We start from the raw sequence: 25849 nt of genomic DNA, 5'->3' as shown, positions 1-25849 counted from the left end.
TTTACGCCTCCTGCAACGCCTTGGCGGCGGCATGGATGGCCGCACGGATCCGGGGGTAGGTGCCGCAGCGGCAGAGGTTGCCCTGCATCGCCTCGTCGATCTCGGCATCGGAGGGGGCGGGGTTCTCCGCCAGCAGGCCCGCCGCCTGCATGATCTGGCCGGACTGGCAATAGCCGCATTGCGCCACTTGATGCTCGACCCAGGCCTTTTGGATGGCTGCCATGGCGTCCGGCGTGCCGAGGCCCTCAATGGTGGTCACCTCGCCCCAGACATCCGACAGCGCCACCTGGCAGGAACGCACCGCTTCGCCATCGATATGCACTGTGCAGGCGCCGCAGGCCGCGACGCCGCAGCCGAATTTTGTGCCCGTGAGGCCCACTTCATCGCGCAGCACCCACAACAGGGGCACCTCATCCGGCAGCTCTACCTGATGGCTCTTTCCATTGATGCGTAGCGTGGTGGACATGGCAGTGCCTTCCTGGGCTGTGTCGTTGTGACAAAAATAGGCAAATATGTCAGGGTGTCAATTGACATTTTTTACAACAGGTGTCAGAAGCGGTTTTATGAACATGGCAGGCATAGATCCGAAGCAGCAGGCGGTCCTCACAGCCGCCTGGACGGCGTTTTCAACGTACGGATTCCGCAAGACCTCGATGGATGACATCGCCAAGGGCGCGGGCATGTCGCGGCCGGCGGTCTATCTGCATTTCAAGAACAAGGAGGCGATCTTCTGCGCTCTTGTGCAGGGCTATTATGCCCGCGCCCAGGCCGAAATTGCCGCGGCACTGGCGGCGGAGGGGGGCTTGCAGTCAAGACTGGCGGCTGCCTTTGCAGGCCACGGCGGCGAAGCGATGGCAAGCATGATGTCCTCGCCGCATGGGATGGAACTGCTGGAAACCTCGATGAGCGTGGCAGGCGAAACCATCATCAAGGGCGAGGCCGCGCTGAGCGCGCTTTATGCCAACTGGCTGACAGCTGAGGCAGAGGCCGGCCGCGTGAAACTGCCAGGACCGCCTGAGGATCTGGCGCGGGTGATCTGCGCCTGCCTCAAGGGGATCAAGAAGTCGGCGGCAGGATATGCCGCCTACCAGGCGGATGTTTCCAGCTACGCCGCCCTCTGCGCCCAGGCGCTTGAACCCTGATCGCCAGGCTCGCCGCGCCGCAGGCGCGGCGCCGGACCCAACGGGAAGAAAGGGGCCCCGCCCCTTGATGACGGGCGGGAGCACTCCCTGTTCTGCAGGAACTCAAAGCTCGGTGCGCAGGTGCCACAGCTCGGGGAACAGCTCCACTTCCAGCATCCGTTTCAGGTAACTCACCCCGCCGGTGCCGCCGGTGCCGCGCTTGAAGCCGATCACGCGCTCCACCGTGGTCACATGGTTGAATCGCCAGCGGCGGAAGTAGTCCTCGAAATCCACCAGCTTCTCGGCCAGCTCATAGAGCTCCCAGTGGGTTTCGGTATCGCGGTAGACCTGGGTCCAGGCCGCGGTCACCGCCTCATGCGGCTGATAGGCCGTGCTGACGTCCCGGTTCAGAACCTCTTCCGGCAGCGCCACGCTTTGCGACAGCACTTTTAGCGCCACGTCATAAAGCGACGGCTGCGCCAGTTCCGCCTCCAGCAGCGCCAGAATGTCCGGCCGGTGCGCGTGCGGCCGCAGCATCGCCTTGTTGCGGTTGCCCAGCATGAACTCGATCTGCCGGTACTGATGCGACTGAAAGCCGGAGCTTTGGCCCAGTTCATCGCGGAAGGCGGTGTAATCCGACGGTGTCATCGTGCGCAGCACATCCCAGGCGGAATTGAGCTGCTCAAAGATCCGTGCAACCCGGGCCAGCATCTTGAAGGCCTGGTGTGCCCTGCCGCTTTGCAGCCGTTCGCGCGCGGCAGTTAGCTCATGGATGGCCAGCCGCATCCACAGCTCAGAGGTCTGGTGCTGGATGATGAACAGCATCTCGTCATGGGTATTGGTCCATGTCTTCTGCGCGTTCAGCAGCATGTCGAGCGACAGGTAATCGCCATAGGACATGCGCCCGTCAAAGGACATCTGGGCGCCGTCTTCGGCGGGATCATAGGGTTTGCTCATCGGATCGTTCCTTTTCCTAAAGTCAGTATATGTCAGGGAAAGGAATGCGTCCTCCGGTTCAGGGTGCCGCATTGGGCCAGGCGGCGCCACAGCGCGACCCAGCCCGCCGGGCGGCACAACGGTACGTGATATGCAGAGCGCAGATGCATCAGGTGACGGCTGCGCGCTGCTTGTATTCGGCACGGTCCCACAGGGTGTTGGTCATGACATCCTGCATGATTTCAACTGCGGCCCGCACGTCGCCCTCATCGATGTACAGCGGCGTGAAGCCGAACCGCATGATGTCCGGGGCGCGGAAATCTCCGATCACGCCGCGCGCGATCAGTGCCTGCATGGCGGCATAGCCCTCGTGGAACTTGAAGGATACCTGGCTGCCGCGCTGGGCGGCGTCACGCGGGGAGGCGAGTTCCAGGTCCGGGCATTTGGCCTCAACTTCGGTGATGAACAGGTCACAGAGTTCCATGGACTTGGCGCGCACAGCATCCATATCCGCCATGTCCCAGATGTCCATCGCTGCTTCCAGCGAGGTGAGCTGGATAACGGGAGGGGTGCCGACGCGCATCCGGTCGATGCCGCGGCCCGGGCGGTAGTCGAGGTCAAAGGCAAACGGCGCCTCATGCCCCAGCCAGCCAGACAAGGCGGGCCGGGCGGTCTCTGCATGACGGGGCGACACATAGATGAAGGCTGGCGCGCCGGGCCCGCCATTGAGGTATTTGTAGCTGCAGCCGACTGCAAAATCGGCCTCGCAGCCTGCCAGGTCCACCGGCAGCGCACCTGCGGAATGGGCCAGATCCCAGACCGTCAGCACGCCCATTGCATGGGCCTTGGCGGTCAGCGCCTTCATGCCGTGCTTGCGGCCGGTGCGGTAGTCCACCTCGGTGATCATCAGCACCGCGATGTCCTCGGTGATATTCTCTTCCACCGCTTCCGGGTCCACCACCCGCAGCTCATACTCCGGTCCCAGCGATTTCAGCAGCCCGTCCGCGATATAAAGATCGGAGGGGAAGTTGCCGTTGTCCGACAGAACCACCTTGCGGCCGGGGTTCAGCTCCAGCGCCGAGGCGACGGCCTGATAAACCTTGATCGACAGCGTGTCACCCATGATCACATGGCCGGGCTCAGCGCCGATCAGGCGGCCGACGCGGTCGCCCAGATCCTTGGATTTCTGCATCCAGCCGGCCTTGTTCCAGCCGGTGATCAGCATCTGCCCCCATTCATCCTGCATCATCCTGCCGACCCGCTCAGTGGCGGCGCGGGGCAGGGGCCCCAGTGAGTTGCCGTCCAGATAGATCACCCCTTCGGGCAGGTCGAACATCGCCTTGGTCGCGGCAAAATCGGTCATCGGAGCCTCGCGTCTGATGGGTATTTTAAGCTTGAAGCTTTCAATTTCGTACTGGATCAGACTGCGTCTGTCTAGAGGTGCCGGGTTCAGTCCTGCCGGGAAGCGGGCTGAGGATCGGGGATGCCGAATTCGGCCCGCTTCTTCTTGGACAGCTTCGCAGTCACCATTTGATAAGACAGGGTGATCTGTTCCTTCAACTCAGCGTCCGACAGGCCGTCGTCGTCATACTGCTGCAGCCATTTCATGCCGCGCGAGGCCAGATAGGGCGCCGGGCGGACGCCGGGGCGCTCTTGCAGAACTTCATAGGCGATCTCGCCCGCTTTGAAGGTGAAAGCGTCCTGGCCATCAGACCAGCCGCAGACCGCAAACAGCTTGCCGCCTGCTTTCCAGACGTCCGAGTTGCCCCACTGCACCACATGCTCTGCTGCTGGAAAAGTGGCGCAGAACGTGTTGAATTCCTTTCGGTTCATCAGGTTTGCCCTCCGGCAATTTCAATGCATTGGCCGTTGACCGAGCCTGAGCCAGGCCCGCACAGCCAAAGCGCCGCGGCGGCGACCTCGGCGGGTTCGATCAGCCGCTTGTGGCGGTTGGCGTTGACCATCACATCCAGCGCCTCCACCGCGCTGAGCCCGGCGCGCTGGGCGATAGAGGTGATGTTGCGCTCGACGATGGGCGTGTCGACATAGCCGGGGCACAGCGCGTTGAAGGTGAACGGCGTGCCCAGATAATCCTCGCTCAGCGCCCGGGTCAGGCCAACCAGCCCGTGCTTGCTGGCCGTGTAACAGGCGCCGCCTTTCAGCCCCCGCAGCCCGGCGATGGAGGAGACGGTGATGACCCGCCCCCAATCGGTCTGCCGCATCGACGCAAAACACTCGCGGATGGTCAGAAAGGCGCCGTCCAGGTTGGTCGCCATCACGTCGCGCCAGAACGCCATCGAGGTCTTGTGCAGCGCGGCGCCCTCGGCAATGCCTGCATTGGCGACGCAGATCTGGATGGGGCCGCGGGCCTCCACCGCGGCGGCAACCTTGGCCGCCACGTCGTCCTCGTCACGCACATCCATGACCAGCGGGTGCAGCCCGTCTGTTGCGGCCCCCTCCAGCACCTCCTGCCTGCGTCCGGTGATGGTGACTTGGGCGCCTTCAGCAGCCAGAGCCTGCGCAATGGCCTGCCCGATACCGGTGCCGCCGCCTGTGACCAGCGCGTGTTTGCCTTGCAAGCTCATAACCTCGCCTCCCTGTTTGCGGATCAGCCTAGCCGGGCAGGGGCCTCTGGCAACCCCGCCGTGCCGTCACGCCGCAGATTGAAGGCGTTTACAGTTATATTCGCATGTGTGAATGTTGCAGCAAATGATCCGGGAGAGATGTGATGAAACCCCTTGCCGCCCTTGCCTTGCTGTTGCCATTCGCCGCCTTTGCCAGCGAGGACATTGCCGACCAATACCCGCAATCCGAGCTTTATTCCAAGCCGGTTGAGGTTATACCGAATGTGTTCTCGGCCATTGGAGCCACGGCACCGCCGACTTATGAAAATGCAGGCCATAACAACAACTTGTCCTTCATCGTAACATCCGAAGGCGTGGTGGTGGTGAATGCCGGCGCCTCCGATGCGCTGGCGCAAGCCTTGCATGACGAGATCAAGCAGGTAACCGATCAGCCGGTGGTGCTGGTGATCAACGAAAACGGCCAGGGCCACGCGATGCTGGGCAACGGATACTGGCGCGACCAAGGCGTCGATGTGCTGGCCCATGCCGAGGCGATTGCCGAGACGCAGGAAAACAGCGACATGATCCTGCAGTGGATGCGCGGCTACAACAAGGACCGGGCGGGGGAGACCCGTGTTGAGCACGCCAATATGTCTTTTGAAGACCGCTATGACCTGAGCCTCGGCGGGGTAGAAATGCAGGTGCTGCACCTTGGCCCGGCGCATGACCCCGGCGATATTCAGGTCTGGATCCCGGCGTGGGATCTGCTGATTGCAGGCGACATCGCCTTTCACGAACGGATGCTGCCGGTTTTCCCGCACACCTGCACCAAATGCTGGATCGAGACCTGGCAGGACAAGCTGGAACCGCTGGCGCCGGCCTATGTCATCCCCGGCCACGGCCACCCGACCAATTTGCCGCAGGTGCGCCGCTACACGCTCGACTACCTGACCGATTTGCGGGCCAAGATCGGCGCCCATATCGAGGCGGGCGGAGACCTCGCAAGCGCTTATTATGTTGATCAGGCGCGCTGGAAGGGCCTGGACACATTCGAGGAACTGGCGACCAAGAACGCAGGCCGCGTGTTCGAGGAAATGGAGTGGGAATAAGGCCCTGCGCCCTCAGTACACATAAATATACTTAGGCTTTCGGGGGATTTTGTGCAGGATCATGCCGCAAGCCGGGACAAATTCGCCGTAAATGCGGCATCGGGGGCAATTTGTCCTTAATTTCCAGTCTTGGTTCAAGAGGTCTGGACGGCCCGGCTGGATGAGGAAAAACTGCCCGCGATGTGCGTGATTTCAGGACATATTTTGCCGGAGAACCGGGTGTGATGCGGTGGCTGGACGTACCGCCGGCCTGGCTGGCGGGTTTTGTGCTGACTGCCTGGCTGCAGGCAAAACATGCCGCATTCGGGCTGTCCTTCGGTGGCGCCTGGGCGGATTTCCTGGGCGGCCTCCTGCTGGGAGGCGGCATTCTTCTGGCACTGCTCGCCATCACCGAAATGCGGCGGCAAAAGACCACCGTGATCCCGCATCAAACACCCAGCCGCCTGGTGCAATCGGGCATCTTCAGCCGCTCGCGCAATCCGATCTACCTGGGCGATGTGCTGATCCTCGCGGGCCTCATTCTGTGGTTCGATGCGGTGCTGTCGCTGCCTTTGATCCCGGTCTTCCTGTGGCTGCTGGAGAAGCGGTTCGTAATCCCGGAAGAGGACCGGATGCGGCGCAATTTCCGGGCCGATTGGGCGCGGTATGAGCAGAAAGTGCGCCGCTGGCTATGATCTGGACGCGGCATTGCGGCATAAAATTGCGGCAATGCAGCAAAATCCTTGCGCAACAATATTGCGCGATGTAATAGAAATCATTGCGATCCGTACCTGAGCACTGCTGGCACGGGCAAGACGAGGGGGACCAAAAGGGTGAAAATAGGAACACCAAAAGAAACATTTGCAGGTGAGAACCGGGTCGGCATGACGCCGGATTTTGCCAAGCAGCTGCAGAAACTCGGCTACGATTGCGCGATCGAGACCGGGGCAGGCGCAGCGGCAGGCTTTTCCGATGCGGCCTATGAGGCGGCAGGCGTCGAGGTCATCAAGACCCCGGCGGCGCTGTGGAAAGCCTCCGACATTGTCGCCAAGGTGCGCCAGCCGGATGCGACCGAGCTGAAGCGGCTCACCAAGGGCAAGACGCTGATCTCCTTCTTCAACCCGGCGGGCAATGAAGAAGGCATGGAGCTGGCCAAATCCAAGGGCGCCAATGTGATCGCCATGGAAATGGTGCCGCGGATCTCCCGCGCCCAGAAGATGGACGCGCTCAGCTCCATGGCCAATATCGCGGGCTACCGCGCGGTCATTGAGGCGGGCAACAACTTCGGCCGCTTCTTCACCGGCCAGATCACCGCGGCGGGCAAGGTGCCTCCCGCGAAAGTTCTGGTGGTGGGCGCCGGCGTGGCGGGTCTGGCCGCAATTGGCACGTCCACCAGCCTGGGCGCCGTCACTTATGCCTTCGACGTGCGCCCGGAAGTGGCCGAACAGGTCGAGTCGATGGGCGCCGAGTTCGTCTATCTCGACTTCGAGGAAGAACAGCAGGACGGCGCCGCCACCGGCGGCTATGCCTCTGTTTCCAGCCCGGAATTCCGCGAGGCGCAGCTCGCCAAATTCCGCGAACTGGCGCCGGAGGTGGACATTGTCATCACCACCGCGCTGATCCCCAATCGCGAAGCGCCGGAGCTGTGGACCGAAGATATGGTTGCCGCGATGAAGCCGGGCTCGGTCATCGTGGACCTCGCGGCAGAGAAGGGCGGCAACTGCAAGCTGACCGTCGCGGATGAGAAGATCGTCACCGAAAACGGCGTCACCATCATCGGCTACACCGACTTCCCGTCCCGCATGGCGGCGCAATCTTCGTCGCTGTACGCGACCAATATCCGCCACATGATGGCTGACCTCACGCCGGAAAAAGACGGCCAGGTCAACCACGACATGGAGGACGATGTGATCCGCGGCGCCACCGTGGCGTTTGAGGGGGAGATCACCTTCCCGCCGCCGCCGCCGAAAGTGCAGGCGATTGCGGCGAAGCCCAAGGAGACGGTGCCGGAACTGACCCCGGAGGAAAAACGGGCGCAGGAAATTGAAGCCTTCAAGGCGCAGACCAAAAGCCAGGTCACCATGCTGGCAGGCGGCGGCGCTCTCTTGCTGCTGGTGGGCCTGTTTGCCCCGGCCAGCTTCATGCAGCATTTCATCGTCTTTGCGCTGTCGTGCTTTGTCGGCTTCCAGGTCATCTGGGGCGTCGCACACTCGCTGCATACGCCGCTGATGGCGGTCACCAATGCGATCTCCTCGATTATCATCCTGGGTGCCTTGATGCAGATCGGCTCGGGTTCCTTCCTGGTGATCCTCCTGGCCGCACTCAGCGTCTTCATGGCCGGGATCAATATCTTCGGCGGCTTCCTCGTCACCCGGCGCATGCTTGCCATGTTCCAGAAATCTTGAATTGGGGGACGGACTTATGATTGGTTTCACCACCGCCGCCTATGTTGTTGCGGCTGTTCTCTTCATCCTGTCCCTCGGGGGCCTCTCGAACCAGGAAAGCGCCAAACGCGCGGTCTGGTACGGCATCGCAGGCATGGGGCTGGCGGTCTTCGCCACCCTGATCGGCCCCGGCTCCGGCCTGTGGCTGCTGTCGCTGATCCTGATCGCCGGCGGCGGCATCATCGGCACCTATGTGGCCAAGAAGGTGCAGATGACCGAAATGCCGCAGCTGGTTGCGGCGATGCACTCGCTGGTCGGCCTGGCGGCGGTCTTCGTGGGCTTCATCGCCCATTTCGAGATCGGCAACGTGGCGGCGGCTGCAAGCACCGATGATCTCGGCGCCTTTGCCAAGCTGATCGCCAAGAAGAGCCCGGCAGAAATCGCCTTCCTGCGCGTGGAACTCTTCCTCGGTATCTTCATCGGCGCCATCACCTTCACCGGCTCGGTGATTGCCTTCGGCAAGCTGGCGGGCAAGGTCACCTCGGCGGCGACCAAGCTGCCGGGCGGCCATATGCTGAACGCTGGCGCTGCGGGGCTCTCGTTCCTCTGCCTGATCTGGTATTTCAACACCGGCGGCTTCCTGCCGCTCATGCTGATGACCCTGGCAGCCCTCTTCATCGGCTACCACCTGATCATGGGCATCGGCGGCGCCGACATGCCCGTCGTGGTCTCGATGCTGAACAGCTACTCGGGCTGGGCCGCGGCGGCGATCGGCTTCTCCCTGGGCAATGACCTCCTGATCGTGGTCGGCGCGCTGGTCGGCTCCTCCGGTGCGATCCTCAGCTACATCATGTGCAAGGCGATGAACCGCTCCTTTGTCAGCGTGATCCTGGGCGGCTTCGGCGGCACCACCGGTCCGGCGATGGAAGTGGAAGGCGAGCAGATCGCCATCGACGCCGACGGTGTCTCTGCCGCGCTGGAAGACGCTGACTCAGTGATCATCATCCCCGGCTACGGCATGGCGGTGGCCCAGGCGCAGCAGAATGTCGCCGAACTCACCCGCCGCCTGCGCGCCAAGGGCAAGGACGTGCGCTTTGCCATCCACCCGGTTGCAGGCCGCCTGCCGGGCCATATGAACGTGCTCCTGGCCGAGGCCAAGGTGCCCTATGACATCGTCCTGGAAATGGATGAGATCAACGAGGACTTCCCGGAAACCGACGTGGCGATCGTCATCGGCTCCAACGACATCGTCAACCCGGCGGCGCAGGAAGATCCCAATTCGCCGATCGCCGGCATGCCGGTGCTGGAATGCTGGAAGGCGAAACAGGTGTTCGTCTCCAAGCGCGGCCAGGGCACCGGCTACTCCGGCATCGAGAACCCGCTGTTCTTCAAGGACAATACCCGCATGTTCTACGGTGATGCAAAAGCAAGCCTCGACACATTGCTGGGCATGATCCAGTAAGCAGACCGGCAGAACTCAGGAAAGGCGCTCCACCCCGGGGCGCCTTTTTCGTTGCTGCTTCTTTCTGGTGAAAAATACTCCGGGGGAGGCCCGCGAGGGCCGGGGGCAGAGCCCCCTTGCACCCTTGCCTCTGTATACCATCGCATCCCCTTAACGTATTGAAATAAAACATTTCTGTACATGTTTCCCCCAGGTCTTTATGGTTGCCGTCATTGCCCCGGAGACCACCATGCCCCCGATCCAGGACCATCCCCTGCGCTATCAGCTCACCAATGAGCTGCACGCGCGCCCCTTTCCCGCCATGTCCAGCCCCTGCACGGTGGTCTACCTTGCGGTGAAACAGCCGAACGAGGCTGAGCACCGTGACCGGATGCGCGATCTCGATCACCTGACGGAGCTCTTGGACCGGCATGGCGCGCCGCATCCCAAGCCCGGTGCCACCCACCACATGGCGCAGATCGGCCGCCATATGCTGAAATGGGAGCAGCACAGCGAGTTCGTCAGCTACACCGCCTATTGCAACACGCTCAGCGCCCGCGCCTTTGATCCGGCGGATTTCGAGGTGTTCCCGGCGGACTGGCTGGAGCAGGCGCCGGGGCAGCGGATCACCTCGGCGATGATCCGGGTGCAGCCAAGGCCCGAGGGCGAAAGCCTGAAGCCCATCCTGCATGATTGGCTGGTGCCGGAAAGCCTGGCGGTGAGTCAGGTATTGAGCGGCAGCGCGGTTGTAGGCGGCGACTTCCGCATCGATCCGGCAGGCCATATGCGCTTTGCCGTCTTCACCTCACCCGGCACCGGCCACAACCGGATCGGCCGGATCGTGCAGCGCCTGTGCGAGATCGAAACCTACCGGGCGATGGCGATGCTGGGATTTTCCCGCGCCCGCGGCCTCACCCCCACGATCAGCGGGCTGGACACCCATCTGAGCGAGATGATGGCGGAGATGACCGGCGGCTCCGCGCCGGCCGAGCAGACCCTGTCGCAGCTGCTGACGGTCTCGGCGGAACTGGAGGCGATGGCAGCCCGCTCTGCCTTCCGCTTCAGCGCCACCGGCGCCTATGACGCGCTGGTCAACCAGCGTGTCAGCCTGCTGCGGGAGGAGCGGCACAAGGGCTTCCAGACGCTGGAGGAGTTCATGCTGCGCCGGTTCGAGCCGGCCATGCGCACGGTGAAATCCACTGAAAAACGGCTGGAGGCCCTGGCAAACCGCGCCCGCCGGGCAGGGGAGCTCTTGCGGACCCGGGTGGATGTGGAGCGTTCGGCGCAGAACCAGGCACTGCTCGCGAGCATGGACCGCCGCGCCGATCTGGCGCTCCGGCTGCAGCACACGGTGGAGGGGCTGTCGGTGGTGGCGATCAGCTATTATGCGGTGTCGCTGGCGGCTTATGCGCTCTATCCGCTGACTGCAGCGTTGGACATCAGCAAGGGCACGCTGACGGCGCTGATCACTCTGCCGGTTGTTGGCCTGGTCTGGCTGGGTGTTCGGCGGATCCGGAAAAAGCTGCACTAAGGGCTGCGTTCATGCCTAGCCCGCCAATGGCTATGGCAGCCAGTGCCAGCAGGGCGGCAACGCTGAGCGTGGGAATGCCTGCGAGGCCCGCCCCTACGGTGCAGCCGCCTGCCAGTACGCCGCCAACACCCATCAGCACCGCACCGGTCAGGTAACGGCCGGTCTGGCGCGGGCTTTCAAAGCTCTGCCACTGGAACCCGCCGTTCAGCAGTGCCGCCGCCAGCGCGCCAAGCAGCACACCGCCAAACAGCCCGGGGCCAAAGCCAGCCGGGATGGAGGTGGAGGCAATGGCAAAGAACAGCGTGTCTGCGGCAGGCGCAGTGAAAGAAAGGCTCTGCATCGGGATCACGTCGAATTCATCATAAAGCACAAATCCGGTGCCAACCCAGGCCAGCGGCACCAGCAGCCCGATCAGCGCACCGCCTGCCAGCATCGCAAGGCCATTGCCGGAGCGCAGGGCGAGGAGCAAAGCCGCAGCCGCAATGACGGCGCTCCACAGCAGCGCGCCGCCGGGCAGGGCCGCGAGGGAAGTGTTCTCTGCCATCGGCAGCGTGACCGAGCCAAGCGCGGTGCGCACCGGCGCCAGCACGCCCTTGAGCGTGGCATGGGCCACGATGGCAAAGACCGCGATGACCAGAAGGGCGCGCAGGTTGCCGCTGCCGCTCAGCACCAAGAGGCGGGAGGCGCAGCCGCGGGTCAGAATCATGCCTGCGCCGAACATCAGCCCTCCCAGAACGATGGCGAGAACAGGGAGATCCCCGGCAAGCAGACGGTGCTCCGCGAAGCTGACCCAGCCCATGTCCACAGCTGCTTGGGTGCCGATGACAGCAACCGCCAGGGCCATGGCCCAGACACCGGCGGCCAGGCGGCGGTCATCGCCAATCAGGGTGCGGCGGAAGCAGAAGCGGGTCAGCTGTGCCAGCGCACCGAACAGGATGCCGATGCCCAGGGCGAACCAGACGGATACCTCCTGCGGGGTGGTCTCTTCAAAGCCAAATGTTTCGAACATTGCAGTCACCAGGCGGAAAAGCGGAATATTTTCCCGAAATGACGCCTGCCGGCGCTTTGGGCAAGCCTGTTCGGCTGCGGGTTGCGCCGTGGGCTCGGGAAAGTGTTCTGAAATTTTAACCAAAGGCCGATGGTTTGTTTTGCGTACCCGTGCCCGGAAAAACAAATTGGCCGCCCGGGGCAGGGCGGCCAATAGTCATGTTTTTATTTGAATATGTGCGGGGGTTCCGCCTCAGCGCCCCCGGATCCGCGAGTCCAGCGCGTCGCGCAGACCGTCGCCCAGGTAATTCACGCTCAGCACCGTCAGCGAGATCGCCATGCCGGGCCAGAACACCCGTTCGGGGTGCTGCTGCAGATAGTCGGTGGCATCAAACAGCAGCCGGCCCCAGGTCGGGAAATCCGGCGGGAAGCCAAGGCCGAGGAAGGAGAGCGACGACTCGGTGATGATCGCCGTGGCAATGCCCAGGGTGGCCGAGACCATGATCGGCGACAGCACGTTGGGCAGGATATGCCGGGTGATCAGGCTGCTGTTGGTGGTGCCGATGGAGCGCGCCGCCATCACGAACTCGCGCTCCTTCAGCGCCAGCACATCGCCGCGCACGATCCGCGCCGTGGGCATCCAGCTGGTTACCCCGATGGACACCACGATCAGGATGAAGATCCCTTGCTCCGGGCCAAACGCCGCATTCAGCGGCTCACGGAACAGCAGCATCATCACCAAGAGCAGCGGCAAGAGCGGCAGCGCCAGGAATAGGTCGGTGAGGCGCATCAGCGGCCCGTCGAGTTTCTTGAAGAAGCCGGCCATCACCCCGATGAAGGAACCCAGGAACAGCGCCAGCAGCATCGCCGTCAGACCGACAGAGACTGAGGTCGCGCCGCCGGCCATCATCCGGGCCAGCATGTCGCGGCCCAATTGGTCGGTGCCAAAGGGATGCTCCCAGCTGGGGCCCTGGTTGCGGTGGCGGATGTTGATCTGGGTGGCCTCAAGCTCCCAAAAGAACGGACCCAGGTAGACCGCAAGGATGATGAACAGGAACAAGGCCCCGCCCATCAGCGCGCCGCGGTGCGACTTGAACTGGTCCCAGACGTCCAGCCACTGGCTGCGCGGCGGCTTGGCGGGTTGCGGATTGCTAAGCTCAGTCATAGCGGATCCTCGGGTCAAGAATGCCGTACAGCACGTCGGCGATCAGGTTGAACAGCACGATCAGCACCGCAAAGATGAAGGTCAGCGTCTGCACCATCGGCAGGTCGTTGGCCTGAATGGCGCCGATCAGCAATTGGCCGATGCCGTTCACCTTGAACACCTGCTCGGTGATGATGGCGCCGCCGAAGATCGAGGGGATGCCAAGCGCGATCACAGTGACCACCGGGATCATCGAGTTCCTGAGCACATGGACCATGACCACCACATACTCGCTGAGGCCCTTGGCCCGGGCAGTGCGCACGTAATCCTGGTTAAGGTTATCCAGCATCGACGCCCGCATGAAACGGCTTAGCTGCGCGGTGATCTGCAGCGCCAGCACCATCACCGGCATGATCATCTGCTTCAGCTGGTAGACAAAGGCGTCCCAGCTGTCGACCACATGGGTGGTGTCATAGATCGACGGGAACCAGCCCAGCTGCACCGAGAAGATCACGATCACCAAGACGCCCGAAAAGAACGGCGGCACCGAAAAGCCGACCATCGACACAAATGTCCCCAGCTGGTCGAACCAGCTGTACTGGCGGTAGGCGGAATAGATGCCGATCGGCAGCGCGATCAGGATGGCAACTACATAGGCGGTGCCGACCACCCACAGGGTCTGCGGAATGCGTTGGATCACGATGTCCATGACCGGCGAACGGGTCTGCCAGGAGATCACCCGCAAATCGCCTGCGGAGAAGGAGGTGCCCAGGTAGTGGTCGATCAGCACCTGCGGCTCGATCCAGAAGAACTGCACGATCCACTTCCAGAAGCGGATATGCATGGGCTGGCCGAGGCCAAGCGCCTCGCGCATCTTCTCTTTGACTTCAGGGGGAACGGTCAGGGGAACCTGCGCCATCGGATCGCCGGGGGCGAGCTCCAGCAGCAGGAAGATCACGAGGCTGATGAACAGCAGTGTCGGAACTGCCAGCACCAGCCGCCGGATTGTAAAGGTCAGCATCGGGTAAGCGCCTTTGCAACTTGTAGTGAGTTCGGAGCGGGTGAGGGGGCCTCAGATCCATTTCTTGCGGGGGCGGTAAAACGTAACCGTTGCTGAATGGCAAGAGGCCCCGGCGTAACGCCAGGGCCCCGGTGAGGCAAGCTCCGCTTACTTGATACGGTACCAGTCTGCCGCGTTCCACAGCTCGCTGTCCCAGACGTTCAGGTGAACGCCGCCCAGGGTGTTGGAATGTGCCGACAGCCGGCCGCGGTGGACCAGCGGGATCATGCCGCCGTTTTCGACCATGATGTCATTCAGGCGGCGGCCGATCTCAGCGCGCGCGTCCAGACCGGCAGTCTTGGTCAGCTCGGCATGCAGCGCGTCGAATTCCTCGTTGCAGAAGCGCGAGATGTTCTCACCCTGCCACTGCGACTCGGGTTTGGGCGCCTTGTCGCACAGACCGTTGGCCAGATAGGCCTGCGGATCGGTGCCGTCGAAGTTGTTGGCATACATTTCAACGTCCGCATAGAACTTCTGGAAGGTGTCGGGCGAGCCCGGGTCGCCGCCAAAGAACACGGATGCGTTGACGTTGCGCAGCTCGGTCTCAATACCGATCTGGCTCCACCATTCCTTGATCAGCGCCTGGAAGTCCTGACGCACGGCGTTGGTCGAGGTCTGGTACAGGATCTTCATCGGCTGGCCGTCCGGGGTTTCCCGCACGCCGTCGCCATTGCTGTCCTTGTAGCCGGCTTCCTCCAGCATCGCCTTGGCGCCTTCGATGTCCTGAGTGGAGCAGTCAAAGGTGTCGGATGCAAAGGCCGCGGGTGCAGGCACCCAGTTGCAGCCGACCTTGCCCGCCTTGCCATAACCGATTTCCACCAGCAGCGGCCGGTCGATGGCCATCGACATTGCCTTGTAAACCGCCGGGTCCTTCAGGAACGGGTGCGGATGCTTGGCGGTGGCACGCTCGCCTTCCGGCAGCTCCGGCGACGGGTTGGTCTGGTTCAGCATGATGCGTTCCACCAGAGAGCCGAAGCCCGCAACCGGCTTGCCCTTGCCGCCTGCTTCCATCTGGGCGATCACTTCCGGCGCCAGCTGCAGGTTCCAGGCATAGTCGAACTCGCCGGTTTCCATCACTGCGCGGCCGGCCGCAGTTGCGTCGCCGCCGCCTTTGAACAGCACCTTGGCAAAGGCCGGCTTGGCCGGGTCGCGGTAGTTCTGGTTGGCCGACATGGTGATCACGTCGTTCGGCTTGAACTCATCCACCACAAAGGGTCCGGTGCCGATCGGGCCAAAGTTGGCCTCGGTGCATTCCGGCGCGCGGGCGCCCATGCAGTTTTCAAACTGGGCCTTTTGCAGGATCGGGCTTTCACCGCCGGTGAACGGGCCGTAGGGGAAGGGGGTCGGCTTGTCGAAAGTGACTTTGACGGTCAAATCGTCGACCAGCTCGACAGAGCTCACGCCCTCGAACTTGGTCAGCTGCGCGCAGCCGCCCTCGGGATGCATGCAGTAGTCGGCGGTGAATTTCACGTCATGCGCGGTGAAATCGCTGCCATCGGACCATTTGATGCCCGGGGCGATCTTCCAGGTGATCGAGGTCAGATCCTCGCTGACGCCGCCGTTTTCCACGGTGGGGATTTCGGCCGCCAGGTAGGGCACCATCTTGCCTTCGGGGTCATAGCGGGCCAGCGGTTCGATCACCAGCGAGGCAGATTGGATGTCCTTGGTGCCGCCGGACAGGAACGGGTTCAGGATCGACGGCGCCTGCCAGTAAATGATGTTGACCTGGCCATCCGAGCCGCGCTCGGCAAATGCCGCCGGCGCCAGGGCGGTGGCAGCCACGGCCCCCATCAAAAGGGATTTGAGTTTCATCACACTCTCCTTGTCGGACACGTTTCGTGTCTTTTTGTCAGCCCGGGCACCGGGGCCCGGAAATTTGCCGCATCGCTGCGGATCGGTAGCAATTGCGCCTGCAGGCAGCACGGGTAACGCAAAAAATTAAGCAGTCTTAACATTTTGCCGGACGCACCGGCGCACGGCGCGCTGCAGGCAGCTACTAAAGTTATCGAAAACCAGTTCCCCGGAAATTGCAAATTCCAATTTTGGAATCCTTATGCATTATTTGCATGAGCTTTTTTGTGCGAAGTAGCGTTTACTCCGCAGGGCCGGGGCCCGTTCCCCGTGCAGGCTCGGAAAATGACAGATAAGGAAGCCGCCATGCTGGACACCGCAATTGCGTCCATCAGAAACCTGCGTGTGGAGTTTCAGACCAAGGACGGCCCGGTTGTCGGCGTCGAGGATGTCTCGTTTGAGGTGAGCCCGGGCGAGACCGTCTGCATCGTCGGCGAATCCGGCTCCGGCAAATCGGTCTCCTCGCTGTCCTTGATGCGGCTGGTGGAATTCGGCGGCGGCGAGATTGCCGGCGGCGAGCTGATCTTCAACCGCCGCGAAGGCGGCGAGACCAACCTGGCCGCCTCCGAGCAGGAGATGATGAAGCAGATCCGCGGCAATGAGATCGGCATGATCTTTCAGGAGCCGATGACCGCGCTCAATCCGGTGTTCACCGTCGGCCGCCAGCTGACCGAAGGCCTGCGCATCCACAAGAAGATGTCCCAGTCTCAGGCCGAAGAACGCGCGCTGGAGCTGCTGCGCCAGGTCCGCATCCCGGAACCGGAACGGCGGCTGAAGCAGTATCCGCATGAACTCTCAGGCGGCATGCGCCAACGCGTGGTGATCGCCATGGCGATGGCTTGCGAGCCGCGGCTGCTGATTGCGGATGAACCCACAACCGCGCTCGATGTGACCATTCAGGCCGAAATCCTGGCGCTGATGGACCGTCTGAAGCGCGAGACCGGTACCGCAGTGATGTTCATCACCCACGACATGGCGGTGGTCGCCCAGATGGCCGACCGCGTCGTCGTCATGTTCCGCGGCAACAAGGTCGAGGAAGGCACCGTCGAGGAGATCTTCGAAAACCCCAAGCACGACTACACCAAGGCGCTGCTGGCCGCGGTGCCGAAACTGGGTGAGATGCGCGGCAAGCACTTCCCCGAGCCGATGAAACTGATGGGTGTTGAGAACCAGAAGATCGAACCGATCAAGGGCACCGATGAGGTGCTGCTGGACGTCAAGAACCTGACCACGCGCTTCCCGGTCAAGGGCGGCCTGCTGCGCCGCACCATCTCCAACGTGCACGCGGTCGAGGACGTCTCCTTCAAGGTCTTCAAAGGCCAGACCCTGTCGCTGGTCGGCAAATCCGGCTGCGGCAAATCCTCGGCCGGCCGCTCGATCCTGCGGCTGGTGGAACCGCAGTCCGGCGAGGTCAATTTCGAAGGCCGCAACGTGCTGGGCTTCAATGCCTCCGAAATGCACAAGGCGCGCCAGGACATGCAGATGATCTTCCAGGATCCCTTTGCCTCCTTGAACCCGCAGATGCAGCTGATCGACCAGGTGGCGGAACCCTTGCGCAACTACGGCCTCGCCTCCGGCTCCGAACTGCACGACCGCGTCGCCAGCCTGTTTGACCGCGTGCACCTGCCGCGCAGCTTCATGCGCCGTTACCCGCACGAGATGTCCGGCGGCCAGCGTCAGCGGATTGCCATCGCCCGTGCGCTGGCCCTGAACCCCAAGCTGATCGTCGCGGACGAGGCGGTGTCGGCGCTCGACGTCTCGGTGCAGGCGCAGGTCTTGAACCTGATGATGGAGCTGCAGGCGGAACTGGGCCTCTCCTTCCTGTTCATCAGCCACAACATGGCGGTGGTGGAGCGTGTCAGCCATCAGGTCGGGGTCATGTACCTGGGCCGCATCGTCGAAATCGGCCCGCGCGAACGCGTCTTCGAGAACCCGCTGCACGCCTATACCCAGGCGCTGATGAAAGCGGTCCCCATCGCCGACCCGCGCCAGCGCAAGTCCGAGAAAGAGCTGAACTTCAAACCGATCCCGTCGCCGATCCATGAGGTGGGCTACCAGCCCGAACCCTCGGAATACCTGGAGCTGGAGCCCGGCCATTTTGTCCTGACCACCGACAGCGGGTACTGAAGATATGGCCAGACCGGCGTACGTGCTTACTCTATGGAAAAGCTACTATGAAAAGGGTTTCTTCAATCTCGGAGTGGAAATCGAGGATCAGATTACTTCCGAAGACAGTGCGGAGATAAGATTGAACCTCGAGAGTGCGGGGCTAATCATTGGAAGAATGACAAGACGTGCCAACCTAAACGGCACACCGCGAATTCACGGCGGCGCGCGCCTAAGAGATTGGTTTTTAGCAAACTTCTCAATGAAGGAGCGCGTCTTGGTTGAAATCCTGTCTGAAACCGAAGTGCGCCTATCCCCAATCGGAGAGTCTTGATGGCCGCCAAACTGACCCCGCTGGAGATCATGCAACGCCTGGTCTCCTTCCCGACCGTGAGCCGGGACACCAACCTGCCGCTGGTGGACTGGGTGCAGGAATACCTGTCGTCCCACGGTATCGAAAGCCACCGCTGGGTGGACCCGGACCAGCCGCACAAGGCCGCCGTCTTTGCCCACGTGGGGCCTTGGCACGAGGGCGCCGTGGTGCTGTCAGGCCATACCGATGTGGTGCCGGTGGACGGCCAGCCCTGGGAAAGTGATCCCTTCACCGTGGTCGAGAAAGACAGCAAGTATTTCGGCCGCGGCACCTGCGACATGAAGGGCTTTGACGCGCTGGCGATCTGGGCGCTGGTCGAGGCGCATACCCGAGGCGTAAAACGCCCGCTGCAGCTGGCGCTGAGTTTCGACGAGGAAACCGGCTGCACCGGAGCGCCGCCGATGATCGAGGCAATGCAGCCGGTCTTGCCCAAAGGCGCGGCGGTGATTGTGGGCGAGCCGTCGATGATGAAGGCGGTCACGGGGCACAAGGGCGGCACCGGCTATGCCACGCATCTGGAAGGGTTCGAGGTGCATTCCTCCCTCATGCACACCGGCGTCAGCGCGATCATGCAGGGAGCGAAACTGATCGACTGGGCCAACCAGCAAAACGCCGCGAATATGGCGAAACAGCCGGGCGAAGTGCAGGCCATGTTCACCCCGCCTTGGACCACCTGCCACGTTGGCATGATCGAAGGCGGCACCGCCCACAACATCACCGCCAAGGACTGCCGCTTCATGATGGATTTCCGCGTCGTGCCGGGTGAGGACGCGGCGGAGTGGGAGGCGGCCTACCTGGCGAAGGCCCGCGAAGTGGAGGCCGGGATGCAGGCCGTGCATCCGGAAGCCCGCATCCATATTGAAAAGAGCTTCGACGTCCCCGGCCTGGTGCCGGAACAGGAGGGCGAGGCCGAAGCGCTGGTGCGGCTTTTGACCGGCGACAACGGCAGCCATGTGGTCAGCTACGGCACCGAGGCAGGCCAGTTCCAGCAGGCAGGCTACTCAGCCGTGATCTGCGGCCCCGGCGACATCGCCCAGGCGCATCAGCCGAACGAATACATCACGGTGGCGCAGTTCAACGCCGGGCACGGCTTTATGCGTAGGCTGGTGGAAAAGCTGCAGGCCTAAGGCCGGGACCTTGAAACCGGGGCTGCCATGCTCAGATTGATGCTGAAGGTGCACCGGGGGGTGCACAGGCGGTGCACAGGGGGTGCACGCCCGGTGCCGGCCCCCAAGCACGTTCCGCGGCGTCGCCGGCGCCCCGGATACTTGCGAAGATAAGTTTTTTGGCGGACAGTCTGCCGCAACGGAACCCGCCGGGGAGGAACCCATGCCGATCAAGAACCGTTTGGCCGAGATGCACGGCGAAATAACAACATGGCGCCGTCATCTGCACGAGAACCCCGAGCTGATGTACGAAGTGCATGAGACCGCCGCTTTTGTGGTGGATCGGCTGAAGGAATTCGGCATCACCGACATCACCACCGGTGTCGGCCAGACCGGCGTGGTGGCGGTGATCGAGGGCAAGACCAACACCTCAGGCCGCGCCATCGGGTTGCGCGCCGACATGGACGCGCTGCCGATCCCGGAGGCCTCGGGCGTAGACTATGCCTCCAAAACCCCGGGCGTAATGCACGCCTGCGGCCATGACGGCCATACCTCGATGCTGCTGGGGGCCGCCAAGTACCTTGCAGAAACACGGAATTTCGACGGCAAAGCGGTGCTGATCTTTCAGCCGGCCGAGGAGGGCGGCGCCGGCGGCAAGGCCATGTGCGACGACGGGCTGATGGACCGCTGGGGCATTCAGGAGGTCTATGGCCTGCACAATATGCCGGGCCTGCCGGTGGGCGAATTTGCTATCCGCCCCGGCGCGCTGATGGCGTCGTCAGATGAGTTCAATATCACCGTGACCGGCAAGGGCGGCCATGCGGCGGCGCCTCATGACGCGATCGACACCACGCTGGTGGCCTCGCAGATCGTGGTGTCGCTGCACTCGATCGTCTCGCGCAACGTGGACCCGGTCAAGCGGGTGGTGCTGACCGTCGGCACCTTTGAAACCGACAGCACCGCGTCGAACGTAATCGCCCACACGGCCAAGCTGCAGGGCACCGTCCGTACGCTGGAACCGGAGTGCCGCACCCAGGCCGAGGGCTGGGTGCGCCGGGTTGTGGAAAGCACCGCAGCGGCCTTTGGTGCCACGGCGGAGGTGGAATGGGTTCCTGGCTATCCCGTTACAATCAATGACGAAACCGGCGCCGCCCATGCGGTTGAGGCGGCTGAAGCAGTTGCCGCCAAAGTGACTGCGGACACCCCGCCGATCATGCCCTCCGAAGATTTCGCCTATATGCTGGAGGAGCGCCCGGGCGCCTATATCTTCCTTGGCAACGGCGACACCGAAATGTGCCACCACCCGGCCTATGTCTTTGACGATGACGCGATCCCCTTGGGATGCAGCTGGTTTGCCGAGCTGGTGGAGCGAAGAATGCCCGCGGCCTGAGGGCGCGGGAGAGATAACCCCCGAAGGAGTGAGAAATGCCGGTCAAGAACCGCTTTGCCGAACTGCAGGATGAAATCACCACCTGGCGCCGTGACATCCACGAAAACCCCGAAATCCTGTTCGAAACCCACCGCACCAGCGCGCTGGTGGCTCAGAAGCTGCAGGCGTTCGGCTGCGACGAGGTGGTGACCGGCATCGGCCGCACCGGTGTGGTCGGCGTGATCAAGGGCAAGGCGGACAGCTCCGGCAAGGTGATCGGGCTGCGCGCCGACATGGACGCGCTGCCGATCCATGAGCAGACCGGGCTGGACTATGCCTCCAAGACCCCCGGCGCGATGCACGCCTGCGGCCACGACGGCCATACCGCGATGCTGCTGGGGGCTGCCAAGTACCTGTCCGAGACCCGCAATTTCGACGGCACCGTGGTGGTGATCTTCCAGCCCGCCGAAGAAGGCGGCGGCGGCGCCAAGGTGATGTGCGACGATGGTCTGATGGACCGCTGGGGCGTGCAGGAGGTCTACGGGTTGCACAACTGGCCGGGCCAGCCGCTGGGCTCCTTTGCGATCCGCCCCGGCTCCTTCTTTGCCGCCACTGATCAGTTCGACATCACGTTCGAGGGCCGCGGCGGCCATGCGGCCAAGCCGCATGAAACCGTGGATACTACCGTTCTGGCGGCGCAAGCGGTGCTGGCGCTGCAGACCATCGCGTCGCGCAATGCCGATCCGGTGCATCAGATCGTGGTTTCCGTGACCTCGTTTGAGACGTCGTCCAAGGCGTTCAACGTGATCCCGCAAAAGGTGCAGATCAAAGGCACCGTGCGCACCATGTCCAAAGAGATGCGCGATCTGGCGGAGAAACGGATCAACGAGGTGTGCACCGGCATCGCCGCGACCTTCGGCGGCACTGCCGGTATCACCTACCACCGCGGCTACCCGGTGATGGTGAACCACGAGGAGCAGACCGAATTTGCAGCCAAGGTTGCGGAGAGCGTCTCCGGCTCCTGCGAGGATGCGCCGCTGGTGATGGGCGGCGAGGACTTTGCATTCATGCTGGAAGAACGTCCCGGCGCCTATATCCTGATGGGCAATGGCGACACCGCGATGGTGCATCACCCGGAGTACAACTTCAACGACGATGCCATTCCGGCGGGCTGCAGCTGGTGGGCGGAGATCGTCGAACAGCGGATGCCTGCGGCTTGAAGCGACCGGGGGAGGGGGCTGTCTGCCCCCTCTTGAGCCTTTGGCTCAATTCACCCCCGAGAGTATTTCAGACCAGAAAGAAGCGGGGCCGGGTTTCACGTTGGCGCGGGGTTAGTGCTCCAGAAGCTCGCGGTAGATAGTGACCAGGGTCTCGGCCTCTTTTTCCAGCGCGAAATTTGTCATGGCGTGTTTGCGGGCGGCCTTTGACCAATCCGCCAGCCGGCCTTCCGCGGACAGGACTTCGTTGATCGCGTCCACCATCTGCCTGGTTTCGCCCGGATCGATCAGCAGGCCGGTTTCATTCGGTGCGATCAGTTCCTCGAAAGCGCCGACGCGGGTGGCGACAGCGGGCACGCCGCAGGACATGGCTTCGAGCGGGGTGAGGCCGAAGCCTTCCCAGCGCTGCGGCGCCACGTAGAGGTCTAAAGCCTGATACCAGCGGGACACTTCCCAGACCGGAACCTCGGGCGGAAACAGCAGCCGGTCTGACAGGCTTGCAGCCTCAACCTTGCCACGCAGCTCTCTTTCAAATGCCACGTGTTTGTCGGTGGCGCGGCCCATGACCAAGCCTACTGCCTTGGGGTGCGCTTTCAGCACTTCCAGCATGGCGCCGACAAAGACGTCAGTGCCTTTCTGAGCCCGGATCCGGCCATAGCAGCCGATCAGGATGGCGTCTTCGGGCAAGCCCAGTTCCCGGCGCAGCGCCGGTTTGTCGGCGGGCGGTGTGAATTCTTCGGTGTTGATCCCGTGATGCACCACCTGCACCGGCTTCTCCAGATAGGCGGCACCTTTGGCGGACGTGGCAATCACCCGGTCCATTTGCGAGATCAGCCATTTGGTATAGCCAGAGTGATGGCGCTGCGAGGCGGAGGTGAACAGCAGTTTCAACCGCTTGCCCAGCAGGTATTTCAGCGCCAGCCCGCCGAGCATTTCCACGTTGCGCCGGGCGTGCCAGACGCGGGCGCCGGCAGGGCCGTTGCGGTTCATGGAAATCAATTGGGCGGCCGACAGATGCGGCATATCCCCGGGCAGGCCGCTGCCTGCGGTGGCGATGGCGATCTGCTGACGCTGCAAGGGCACAAGGCGCACGATTGTGGAAGTGACGCCGGACAGGCGGCGTTTGAAGTTCGGCGCGATGACTTCGATCTCATTGGCGTCAACCTGTGCCATCACGGTCTCCTATCGGACAGAAGCGCCAGCAGGGCGCCCACCGTCTTGTCCATCTGATCCGACTGCCGGGACATGAACTGCGCGGCGGCTGTGCGGGCGGCTTCAAACCCCTTGGGCTGGTTCAGCCACTGTGAAACCTGATCCGCCAGTTCACTGGCCGAGCGGACCTCTGCCGCGGCGCCAAGGGCGGTCAGCTCGGCGTAGGTCTCGGCGAAATTGTAATGCCCGGTGCCGCTGATAACGGCGGCACCTGCCTGCATCGGCTCAAACGGGTTGTGGCCGCCGATTTCGCGTAAGGAACCGCCAAGAAACACCAGCGGGCTGAGCGCGTACCAGGTGCCAACCTCGCCCAGGGTGTCGGCCAGGTAAACCTGCGAGGTTGTGCCCGGCATCACGCCTTTGCTGCGGCGGGCGCAGCTGAGGCCAGCCTTCTTGATCAGGGTTTCGACCGCATCGCCGCGTTCCGGGTGCCGCGGAGCGAGCAGCAGGCAGAGGTCTGGGTGCTGTTTCAGCAGCGCCTTGTGGGCCTCCAGCACGGTTTCCTCCTCACCTTCGTGGGTGGAAGAGGCGACCCAGACGGCGCGGTCGCCGATGCTGGCGCGCACCTTTTCAAGGGCGTCCTGATCAACAGGAAGTGGAGCGGAGGCCGCCTTGAGGTTGCTGCCCGGGCGGATGCGGTCCGGGTTGGCGCCCATGCCCTGCAGGTTTGCAGCGGTTTTCTGGTTCTGGGTCACCAGTAAATCAAACTGGTCCAGTATATAGCGTGCGGTATCCGGGCGTTTCCTCCAGCCCGCGACCGAACGGTCCGACAGCCGGGCGTTCAGCAGCACCAGCGGGCAGCCTGCCTTGCGGGCGCGCACCAGCATTTGCGGCCACAGCTCGCTTTCCACAAACACCCCTAGGTCCGGGCGCCAATGGGCCAGGAACCGCGCCACGGCGGCTGCGGTGTCCAGCGGCGGGAACTGGTGGCGGCAGCGCGGCGGCATCCGCTTGGCGATCAGTTCTGCCGAGGTCGGGGTGCCGGAGGTAATCAGGAATTCCGCCTCTGGCGCCTGTTCGCCCATGCGGGCAATCAAGGTCAGCACCGACAAGCTCTCGCCCACGGAGGCCGCATGAAACCAGATCAGCTGCCCGGCGGGGCGGGGCAGGGAGGCATGTCCCAGGCGTTCGCGCACGCGCTCCTCAGGCAGGCCGTAATCGCGCAGCTTGGCCGCGACCTTGCGCCAGGCAAAGGGCGCAATCAGGGCGCTGGCCCCGCAATAGAGGGAATAGAGCAGCGTCGGGCGCGCAGGAGTGCTGGCCATGATCAGCCGCCGGTGTGGCTCATATGGCGGCTCATCTGGCCGCCGACTTCCTGCCGGGAATAGTCGAAGTCATGGCCGCGCGGCTTGTCGCCGATGGCGGCGCGGATGGCAGCCTCCAGCACGCCGGCGCCTTCCTCGTTGGCGCGCAGCGGCGCGCGCAGGTCGGCTTTGCCCTCCTGGCCGAGACAGGTGTAGATCTCGCCGGTGCAGGTGACCCGCACCCGGTTGCAGCTTTCGCAGAAGTTATGGGAGAGCGGTGTGATGAAGCCGATCTTCTGGCCGGTTTCCTCCAGCCGCACGTAACGCGCCGGGCCGCCTGTGCGCTCGGCCAGGTCGGTGACGGTATAGTGGTTTTCGTACTCTGCCCGCACCTCCTCCAGCGACCAGTACTGGCCGATGCGCTGCATGGCATCGAAGTCATCGCCCATCGGCATCACTTCGATCCAGGTGAGGTCGAGGCCGCGTTCAGCACACCAGGCGGTGATCTGCGGCAGTTCTTCCTCGTTGAACCCTTTCAGCGCCACGGCGTTGATCTTGACACGCAGGCCTGCTTTCTGTGCCGCATCGATGCCTTTCAGCACCTGCGGCAGGCGGCCCCAGCGGGTGACGTCTGCGAACTTCTGCTCGTCCAGCGTATCAAGCGAGATATTCACCCGGCGCACCCCGGCGGCGTAGAGGTCATCGGCGTATTTCACCAGCTGCGAGCCGTTGGTGGTCAGCGTCAGTTCCTTGAGGGCGCCGCTGTCCAGATGGCGGCTCATCGCCTGGAAAAAGCTGATGATGCCGCGGCGCACCAGCGGTTCGCCGCCGGTGATGCGCAGCTTCTCCACGCCGAGGCGGATGAAGGTGGAGCAGAGCCGGTCCAGTTCCTCCAGCGTCAAGAGGTCCTTCTTGGGCAGAAAAGTCATGTTCTCCGACATGCAATAGACGCAGCGGAAGTCGCAGCGGTCGGTGACCGAGAGGCGCAAATAGGTGATTGCGCGGGCGAAGGGATCGATAAGCGGAGCCGTCATGCCTCCTAGGTAAAGCCGGCCGCGGCCCACGGCAAGGGGGGCGGGGCTTTTACGTCTGGCAAAGCGCACGCCTCGCGGCTA

The 25849-nt window shown here is 63.2% G+C and carries 24 protein-coding genes and 1 tRNA gene; 11 read left to right on the top strand and 14 right to left on the bottom strand.

The window, feature by feature from the left end; genetic code table 11:
• Position 1: 1 nt before the first annotated feature.
• Positions 2-466, bottom strand: coding sequence for a (2Fe-2S)-binding protein (locus tag ACXAEH_RS08260; RefSeq protein WP_475031979.1), 465 nt, complete (start codon positions 464-466; stop codon positions 2-4).
• A 103-nt stretch (positions 467-569) separates the two neighbouring features.
• Between ACXAEH_RS08260 and ACXAEH_RS08255 the strand changes: the two genes are divergently transcribed.
• On the top strand, positions 570-1142 hold the full coding sequence (locus ACXAEH_RS08255) for a TetR/AcrR family transcriptional regulator (protein ID WP_475031978.1): 573 nt from the start codon (positions 570-572) through the stop codon (positions 1140-1142).
• Between the two features lie 102 nt (positions 1143-1244).
• Here the strand turns inward: ACXAEH_RS08255 and kynA are convergent, their stop codons facing one another.
• The 4 genes from kynA to ACXAEH_RS08235 all read right to left on the bottom strand — a co-directional run bounded on the left by kynA (position 1245) and on the right by ACXAEH_RS08235 (position 4642).
• Complete coding sequence (kynA, locus tag ACXAEH_RS08250; RefSeq protein ID WP_475031977.1) at positions 1245-2078, bottom strand: tryptophan 2,3-dioxygenase; 834 nt, start codon at positions 2076-2078, stop codon at positions 1245-1247.
• A 148-nt stretch (positions 2079-2226) separates the two neighbouring features.
• Positions 2227-3420 carry a kynureninase gene (gene kynU / locus ACXAEH_RS08245; RefSeq protein ID WP_475031976.1) on the bottom strand — a complete coding sequence of 398 codons (1194 nt, stop codon included), beginning with the start codon at positions 3418-3420 and terminating at the stop codon, positions 2227-2229.
• 86 nt (positions 3421-3506) lie between these two features.
• Positions 3507-3890, bottom strand: coding sequence for an MmcQ/YjbR family DNA-binding protein (locus tag ACXAEH_RS08240; RefSeq protein WP_475031975.1), 384 nt, complete (start codon positions 3888-3890; stop codon positions 3507-3509).
• Positions 3890-4642: an SDR family NAD(P)-dependent oxidoreductase gene (locus tag ACXAEH_RS08235; RefSeq protein ID WP_475031974.1), complete on the bottom strand. Its 753-nt coding sequence runs from the start codon at positions 4640-4642 to the stop codon at positions 3890-3892. The genes ACXAEH_RS08240 and ACXAEH_RS08235 overlap by 1 nt, the downstream gene beginning before the upstream one ends.
• 143 nt (positions 4643-4785) lie before the next feature.
• Between ACXAEH_RS08235 and ACXAEH_RS08230 the strand changes: the two genes are divergently transcribed.
• The 4 genes from ACXAEH_RS08230 (at position 4786) to ACXAEH_RS08215 (ending at position 9555) form a co-directional block, all read left to right on the top strand.
• Positions 4786-5730: an MBL fold metallo-hydrolase gene (locus ACXAEH_RS08230; RefSeq protein WP_475031973.1), complete on the top strand. Its 945-nt coding sequence runs from the start codon at positions 4786-4788 to the stop codon at positions 5728-5730.
• Positions 5731-5954: 224 nt separating this feature from the next.
• Positions 5955-6404: a methyltransferase family protein gene (locus tag ACXAEH_RS08225; RefSeq protein WP_475031972.1), complete on the top strand. Its 450-nt coding sequence runs from the start codon at positions 5955-5957 to the stop codon at positions 6402-6404.
• A 138-nt stretch (positions 6405-6542) separates the two neighbouring features.
• Positions 6543-8114: a Re/Si-specific NAD(P)(+) transhydrogenase subunit alpha gene (locus ACXAEH_RS08220; RefSeq protein WP_475031971.1), complete on the top strand. Its 1572-nt coding sequence runs from the start codon at positions 6543-6545 to the stop codon at positions 8112-8114.
• A 16-nt stretch (positions 8115-8130) separates the two neighbouring features.
• Positions 8131-9555, top strand: a complete 1425-nt coding sequence (locus ACXAEH_RS08215; protein ID WP_475031970.1) for an NAD(P)(+) transhydrogenase (Re/Si-specific) subunit beta — start codon at positions 8131-8133, stop codon at positions 9553-9555.
• A 513-nt stretch (positions 9556-10068) separates the two neighbouring features.
• On the opposite strand, the gene ACXAEH_RS08210 is transcribed toward ACXAEH_RS08215, so the two are convergent.
• Together ACXAEH_RS08210 and ACXAEH_RS08205 are read right to left on the bottom strand one after the other, a co-directional pair.
• Positions 10069-10218: a hypothetical protein gene (locus ACXAEH_RS08210; protein WP_475031969.1), complete on the bottom strand. Its 150-nt coding sequence runs from the start codon at positions 10216-10218 to the stop codon at positions 10069-10071.
• Between the two features lie 183 nt (positions 10219-10401).
• The gene (locus ACXAEH_RS08205) at positions 10402-10605 is read right to left on the bottom strand and encodes a hypothetical protein (RefSeq protein ID WP_475031968.1); all 204 of its coding nucleotides are present in this window, start codon (positions 10603-10605) and stop codon (positions 10402-10404) included.
• Between the two features lie 2 nt (positions 10606-10607).
• Here ACXAEH_RS08205 and ACXAEH_RS08200 point away from each other — a divergent pair.
• Positions 10608-10721, top strand: a tRNA-OTHER gene (locus tag ACXAEH_RS08200).
• Positions 10691-11065 (top strand): DUF3422 family protein, encoded by a 375-nt coding sequence (locus ACXAEH_RS08195; RefSeq protein ID WP_475031967.1) that lies wholly within the window; start codon positions 10691-10693, stop codon positions 11063-11065. Before ACXAEH_RS08200 ends, ACXAEH_RS08195 begins: the two co-directional genes overlap by 31 nt.
• Here the strand turns inward: ACXAEH_RS08195 and ACXAEH_RS08190 are convergent.
• From ACXAEH_RS08190 to ACXAEH_RS08175, 4 genes are all read right to left on the bottom strand, one after another.
• Positions 11001-12074, bottom strand: a complete 1074-nt coding sequence (locus tag ACXAEH_RS08190; RefSeq protein WP_475031966.1) for a YeeE/YedE family protein — start codon at positions 12072-12074, stop codon at positions 11001-11003. The genes ACXAEH_RS08195 and ACXAEH_RS08190 overlap by 65 nt on opposite strands.
• A gap of 231 nt (positions 12075-12305) precedes the next feature.
• On the bottom strand, positions 12306-13217 hold the full coding sequence (locus ACXAEH_RS08185; protein ID WP_475031965.1) for an ABC transporter permease: 912 nt from the start codon (positions 13215-13217) through the stop codon (positions 12306-12308).
• Positions 13210-14217: an ABC transporter permease gene (locus tag ACXAEH_RS08180; RefSeq protein WP_039129736.1), complete on the bottom strand. Its 1008-nt coding sequence runs from the start codon at positions 14215-14217 to the stop codon at positions 13210-13212. Before ACXAEH_RS08180 ends, ACXAEH_RS08185 begins: the two co-directional genes overlap by 8 nt.
• A 147-nt stretch (positions 14218-14364) precedes the next feature.
• A complete protein-coding gene (locus ACXAEH_RS08175; RefSeq protein WP_475031964.1) occupies positions 14365-16068 on the bottom strand; it encodes a peptide ABC transporter substrate-binding protein in 1704 nt (567 codons plus the stop codon).
• A gap of 345 nt (positions 16069-16413) precedes the next feature.
• Here ACXAEH_RS08175 and ACXAEH_RS08170 point away from each other — a divergent pair, with 345 nt between their 5' ends.
• From ACXAEH_RS08170 to ACXAEH_RS08155, 4 genes are all read left to right on the top strand, one after another.
• The gene (locus tag ACXAEH_RS08170; RefSeq protein WP_475035545.1) at positions 16414-18234 is read left to right on the top strand and encodes an ABC transporter ATP-binding protein; all 1821 of its coding nucleotides are present in this window, start codon (positions 16414-16416) and stop codon (positions 18232-18234) included.
• A gap of 312 nt (positions 18235-18546) precedes the next feature.
• A complete protein-coding gene (gene argE, locus ACXAEH_RS08165; RefSeq protein WP_475031963.1) occupies positions 18547-19713 on the top strand; it encodes an acetylornithine deacetylase in 1167 nt (388 codons plus the stop codon).
• A 202-nt stretch (positions 19714-19915) separates the two neighbouring features.
• Positions 19916-21082 (top strand): M20 aminoacylase family protein, encoded by a 1167-nt coding sequence (locus tag ACXAEH_RS08160; protein WP_475031962.1) that lies wholly within the window; start codon positions 19916-19918, stop codon positions 21080-21082.
• A 35-nt stretch (positions 21083-21117) separates the two neighbouring features.
• Positions 21118-22281 (top strand): M20 aminoacylase family protein, encoded by a 1164-nt coding sequence (locus tag ACXAEH_RS08155; RefSeq protein ID WP_475031961.1) that lies wholly within the window; start codon positions 21118-21120, stop codon positions 22279-22281.
• A 111-nt stretch (positions 22282-22392) separates the two neighbouring features.
• Here ACXAEH_RS08155 and ACXAEH_RS08150 read toward each other — a convergent pair whose 3' ends face one another.
• From ACXAEH_RS08150 to moaA, 3 genes are read right to left on the bottom strand one after another with little or no spacing between them, the layout of a single operon-like run.
• On the bottom strand, positions 22393-23451 hold the full coding sequence (locus ACXAEH_RS08150) for a glycosyltransferase family 4 protein (protein WP_475031960.1): 1059 nt from the start codon (positions 23449-23451) through the stop codon (positions 22393-22395).
• Entirely contained in the window at positions 23451-24755 is a 1305-nt protein-coding gene (locus ACXAEH_RS08145; RefSeq protein ID WP_475031959.1) for a 3-deoxy-D-manno-octulosonic acid transferase, read from the bottom strand. Before ACXAEH_RS08145 ends, ACXAEH_RS08150 begins: the two co-directional genes overlap by 1 nt.
• Before the next feature lie 2 nt (positions 24756-24757).
• Positions 24758-25768, bottom strand: coding sequence for a GTP 3',8-cyclase MoaA (gene moaA, locus ACXAEH_RS08140; protein WP_475031958.1), 1011 nt, complete (start codon positions 25766-25768; stop codon positions 24758-24760).
• Between the last annotated feature and the right edge of the window lie 81 nt (positions 25769-25849).

The sequence above is a fragment of the Leisingera sp. ABM4_060 genome (assembly GCF_056158765.1).
Note: the sequence above shows the minus strand (reverse complement) of the source record. Positions and strands in the feature narration are given on the sequence as shown.